Raw genomic sequence first — 6,083 nt, forward strand, 5'->3', positions numbered from 1 at the left:
CCGTCACGGTTCCAGCGGGCCAGGTCGCCGGTGCGGTACATCCGCGCGCCCGCCGGACCGAACGGGTCCGGAAGGAAGCGTTCCGCCGTCAGTCCCGGGCGGTCGTGGTAGCCGCGGGCCACCGAGCCGCCCGCCACGTACAGCTCGCCGGGGACGCCGGGAGGCACCGGCAGCAGGCCCTCGCCCAGGACGTGCACCCGGGCCCCGTCCAGCGGGGTGCCGATCGGGGCTCCGGGTCCGTCCTCCCACTCCTGGTCGCCCCGGAGGGTGTGGGCGGAGGCGTAGAAGGTCTCGGTCTGGCCGTACCCGTTGACCACCCGCACCCCGGGGAAGGCGGTGCGCGCCCGTCGCACCAGGGCGGCGGGCAGGGGCTCGCCCGCGAAGACGAGGGTGTCGACCCGCACCTTGCCGGCGATCTGGTCGAGGAGTTCGGCGAAGACCGACGGGACCGAGCTGACGACGCTCCCCTGCCAGGTGTCCCGCTCGCCCAGCTCCAGGACGTCGCGGACCACCTCGACCGTGGCGCCGGTCGTGAGCGCCGTCATGATCTCGAACACCGACACGTCGAAGTTGACGGAGGTGCCCGCGAGGACCCGGCCGCCCGGCTCCAGGCCGACGGCCGCCACCAGGGAGGGCATGCAGGCCGCGATGTTGCGGTGGGTGATCGTGACGCCCTTGGGGACGCCCGTCGAGCCCGAGGTGTACATCACGTACGCCGCGTTGTCGGGGTGCACGGGGGCGGGCGGGCCGGTGGTGCCGGCGGGCTCGGCGTCCAGGGCGGCCGGGGAGAGGACCGGTACGTCGTGCCGGGGCAGCGCGGCCGCCGACTCCTCGTCGGCGAGGAGCAGCCGGGGGCGGGCCTGCTCCAGCATCAGGCCGAGGCGGGCGCTCGGGAAGCGCGGGTCGATCGGAACGTACGCGGCGCCCGACCTGAGGATGCCGAGCATCGCCACGACCAGGTCGGCGGAACGGGGCAGGGCCAGACCCACCAGGGACTCCGCGCCCACCCCGTGCCCGCGCAGGACGCGGGCCATCCGCTCGGAGCGTTCGTCCAGCTCCCGGTAGGTGAGGACCCGGTCGCCGCAGACGACGGCGGTCCCGTCCGGCCGGGCCGCGGCCTGCGCCCCGACGAGGCCGGGCACGGTGGCGTCGGGGGCGGGCCGGCCGGGCCCGGCGAGGGCGTCCAGCCGCTCGCCCTCGCCCGGCAGCAGGACGCCGGGCAGGCCGATCCGCCGCTCGGGGGCCGCGACCAGCTGCTCGACCAGGTGCACGAAGCGGGCCGCGAGGTCCTCGACGGTGCCCCGGTCGAACAGGTCGGTGGCGTACTCGAGATGGCCGATCACGCCCTGGCCGGGGATGTCGCCCATGTTGAAGAACAGGTCGAACTTGGCGGTGCCGGTGAAGGACGGCTCCCAGGCCACCTCCAGGCCGCGCATCCGGAAGTTCTCCCTGGTGATGTTCTGCCAGGCGAACATCACCTGGAACAGCGGATGGTAGGCGGTGGAGCGCTCCGGGTTGAGCAGTTCCACCAGCCGCTCGAACGGCGCGTCCTGGTTGTCGTACGCGGTGAGCGCCTTGTCCCGGACCCGGCCGAGGACGTCGGCGAAGGACGGGTGTCCGGACAGGTCGGCGCGCAGCACCCAGGTGTTGACGAAGAAGCCGACCATGTCGGCGAGGGCGTCGTCGGTGCGGTTGGCGATCGGGGAGCCGATGGTGATGTCCTCGCCGCCGCCGAGCCGTCCGAGCAGCACCGCGAGGGCGGACTGGAGCACCATCGCGGCCGTGGCGCCCCGGTCGTGGGCGATCCGCTCGACGGCCTCCGCGACGTGCGGGGGCAGGGCGAACTCCACGACGTCGCCGCGGTGACTGGGCGCGGACGGCCGCGGCCGGTCGGTGGGCAGCCGCAACGGCTGCGGTACGCCGGCCAGTTCCCCGCGCCAGTAGGCGGCCTGGGCGTGCAGCACGCCGCCGGGGTCGTTCTCGTCGCCGAGCAGCTCGCGCTGCCACAGGGTGTAGTCGACGTACTGGACGGACAGCTCCGGCCAGTCGGGGGCGGTGCCGTCCAGGCGGGCCGCGTAGGCCGTGGCCGTGTCGCGGGCGAGCGGGGCGATGGACTCGCCGTCGACGGCGATGTGGTGGATCACCAGTGCCAGCAGGTGCTCGTGTGCGCCGAGCCGCAGCAGCGCGGTGCGGGTGGGGATCTGCGTGGCGAGGTCGAAGGGGCGGCCGAGCACGTCCTCCAGCGCGGCGTCGGCGCCCTGGGCCGTGACCTCGACGAGCGGGGTGTCCAGCGCGGCCTCGTCCGCGGGCAGCACCCGCTGGTACGGGGTGCCGTCCTCCTCGCCGATCACGGTGCGCAGCACCTCGTGCCGGGCGACCAGGTCCCGCAGCGCGCCGCGCAGCGCGGCGACGTCCAAGGAGCCCCGCAGGCGCAGCACGAAGGCGTGGTTGTAGGTCGCCGAGGGCCCCTCGAAGCGGTCCACGAACCACAGCCGGGTCTGCGCGTACGACAGCGGCACCCGCTCCGGGCGGGTGCGCGGGCCGCTCAGCAGCGGCCGGGCCGGTCCGCCCGCCGCGAGGTGCCCGGCGAGCCGGGCGACGGTGGGCGCGTTGAAGACGGTCCGGACGCCGATCTCGGCGCCCAGCTCGGCACGGACCCGGTTGACCAGGCGGGTGGCCAGCAGGGAGTGGCCGCCCCGGACGAAGAAGTCGTCGTCGATGCCGACCCGGTCCACGCCGAGCACGTCGGCGAACAGGCGGCACAGCGCGTCCTCGGTCGTGGTGCGGGGCGCCCGGTGGGCGACGCCGGTGAACTCCGGCGCGGGCAGGGCGGCCCGGTCCACCTTGCCGTTGGGCAGCAGCGGGAACCGCTCCAGCGGCACGAACGCGGTCGGCACCATGTGGTCGGGCAGCTTGGCGGACATGAAGTCGCGCAGGTCGCCCGGTGCCTCCTCGCCGGCCGGGACCAGGTACGCGGCGAGGTACTTGGAGGTGCCGCCGCCGTGGCCCTCGCGGGCGACGACCACGGCCTGGGCGACGCCGGGGTGCGCGGTCAGGGCCGCCTCCACCTCGCCGGGCTCCACCCGCACGCCGCGGATCTTGACCTGGCCGTCGCCGCGGCCGACGTACTCCAGCCCGCCGTCGGCGGTCCACCGGGCCAGGTCGCCGGTGCGGTACATGCGCGACCCGGGCGGCCCGTACGGGTCGGGGACGAACCGTTCCGCGGTCAGCGCCGCCCGGCCGCGGTAGCCGCGGGCCAGGGAGTCGCCGGCGACGTACAGCTCGCCGGTCACGCCCTGCGGCACCGGCCCGAGGCCCACGCCGAGCACCTGGGCGCGGACGTGTTCCAGCGGCTCCCCGATGGGCGCGGCGCCGTCGCCGCCGAACGCGTCGTCGGGACCGAGCGTGAAGGCGGTGGCGTAGAACGACTCGGTCTGGCCGTAGCCGTTGACCACGCGCAGCCCGGGGAAGGCCTGCCGGGCGCGGGCCACCAGTGCGGCCGGCAGTCCCTCGCCCGCGAACACCACGGCGCGCGGGCTGACGCGGCCCGGCAGGCCGTCGAGCAGTTCGGCGAAGGCCGACGGCACCGAGCTGATCACGTCGGCGTCCCAGTGGTCCCGCTCGCCCAGCTCCAGCACGTCCCGGACGAGTTCGACGGTGCCGCCGTGGGTCAGCGTGGTGAAGATCTCGAACACGGACACGTCGAAGTTGACCGAGGCGCCGGCCAGGGTGCGGATGCCGGCCCGGACACCGACGGCCTCGGCGAGCGCGGGCAGGCAGCCGGTGACGTTGCGGTGGGTCAGCGTGACGCCCTTGGGGACCCCGGTGGAGCCCGAGGTGTACATCACGTACGCCACGTTGTCCGGGTGCGGGCCGTCCGTGAGGGGCGCCGGGTCGTCGCCCTCGGCCGCCGCGAGGTGCAGCACGGGCAGGCCGGTGTCGGGGAGGGCCGCGGCGGAGCCGGGGTCGGTGAGGACCAGCGCGGGAGCCGCGTCGCCGAGGACGAACTCCAGGCGCCGGCTGGGGTACTCCGGGTCCACCGGCACGTAGCCGGCGCCCGACTTCAGTACGCCGAGCAGCCCCACGACCAGGTCGCAGGTGCGGGGCAGGGCGACGGCCACCAGCGTCTCGGGGCCAGCGCCGTGCTCGCGCAGCCGGTGCGCCACACGGTTCGCCCGCTCGTCGAGTTCCCGGTAGGTCAGCCGCCGTTCGCCCGACACCACGGCCACCGCGTCCGGCGTGGCGGCCGCCCGCTCCTCGAACCGGCCGGGGACCGTCGCGTCCGGCGCCCTCGTGACCGCCGCGGCGCCGCGCACCCGCTCCCGCTCGGCCGGGGTGAGCACGTCCACCGTGCCGACGGGCGCCCAGGGCTCGGTCACCAGCGAGTGCAGCACCCGCTCCAGGCGCCCGGCGAGGGTCCGCGCCGCGGCCCGGTCGAGGGCGTGCGGCTGGTACTGCAGGGACAGCCGCAGGTGGGGGTCGGCGTCGGCCATGACGGTCACCGGGTAGTGGGTGCCGCTGAAGGGCGTGATGCCGGTGATGGCGACGCCCGCCGTGTCGTTGGCCTCGCTCAGGCCGACGTGGTCGACCGGGTAGGACTCGAAGACGACCAGGGTGTCGAAGAGGGTGCCGGTCCCCACGGTCCGGTGGATCTCGGTCAGGCCGTAGTGGTGGTGGTCGAGCAGCGCGCCCTGCCGGGCCTGGAGTCCGGCGAGCAGCTCGGCGAAGGTCTCGCCGGGCGCGATCCGCACCCGCACGGGCAGGGTGTTGATGAACAGGCCGACCATGGACTCCACGTCCGGCACGGCCGGCGGACGCCCGGAGACCGTGGCGCCGAACACCACGTCCTGGCTGCCCGTCAGCTGCCCGAGGAGCACCGCCCAGGCGCCCTGCACCAGGGTGTTGAGGGTGACGCCGAGGTCGGCGGCGCGGGCCGACAGGTCGAGGGCGAGCTGCGGCGCGAGGGGGACGTCGACATGGCCGACGTCGTCCACGCGGGCCCCGGCGTCCTTCTCCCGGGCGAGCAGCGTCGGCTCGTCGAACCCGGCCAGCTCGTCGGCCCAGGCCCGGGCGGACGCGGTGCGGTCCTGGCGTTCCTGCCACACCAGGAAGTCGCGGTAGGGGCGGACCCTGGGCAGGGCGGAGGGGTCGCCCACGGAACCGTACAGCCGCAGCAGGTCCTGCATCAGCGTCGGTACCGACCAGCCGTCGAACAGCACGTGGTGGGCGGTGAGGACCAGGACCGCGCGGTCCGGGCCGCGGGTCGCGAGGGTGCAGCGCAGCAGCGGCGGGGTGGCGGGGTCGAAGCGCTGGACGCGGTCCTCGGCCAGCAGCCGCTGGAACTCCTCCTCGCCGGCCCCGGCGAGGTCCAGGTGGCGCCAGGGCAGGACGACGTCGTCGAGGACCAGCTGCGCGAGGTCGCCGGAGCCGTCGGGGACGAACGCGGTGCGCAGGTTGGCGTACCGGTCGAGCAGCGCCTGCCCGGCCGCCCGCATCCGCTCGGGCTCGACGGGGCCGGACAGGTGGTACGCGAACTGCATCTGGTAGGCGTCCTGGGTCGCCTCCGACACCTCGGACTCGAAGAGCAGGCCCTGCTGGAGCGGGGTCGTCGGCCAGACGTCCGCCAGGGACGGGAAGCGTGCCTCCCAGCGTTCCAGGTCCCGCTGGAGCACCGGCGCCAGCAGTACGTCCGACGGGGTCAGCCCGCCGGCGTCCGGCCGGCCCGCGTGCCGCGCGAGCCCGGTCAGGGCCGACTCCCACAGGTCGGCCAGCTCCCGCACCTCGTCGCGGGAGAGCACGCCGGTCGGGAACCCGACTCGGGCGGTGAGCCTGCCCGACTCGGTGACGAGCGCATTGATCTCCAGGGTGGACATCACGGGCATGTCGGCGTCGGGGACGGCGATCAGCTCGTTCATCCCCGGGGTCTGGCCGAAACCGAGCCCCCGCAGCTCCTCGGGCATGTCGGTACCGGCCGAGAACTGGCCCAGGTAGTTGAAGGCGATCTGCCCGGTCGGACGCCCGGCCAGAACGGCCGCCGTCTCCTGGTTCAGATACCGCAGCAGACCGTGCCCCATGCCCTTGTC

1 protein-coding gene is annotated in these 6,083 nt (G+C 75.1%); it reads right to left on the minus strand.

What is annotated here, in order from left to right:
• The coding region (locus ACZ56V_RS39415; protein ID WP_468948750.1) for an amino acid adenylation domain-containing protein at positions 1-6,083 on the minus strand (6,083 nt) is incomplete at both ends.

The sequence above is a fragment of the Streptomyces sp. NPDC034099 genome, from assembly GCF_055575415.1.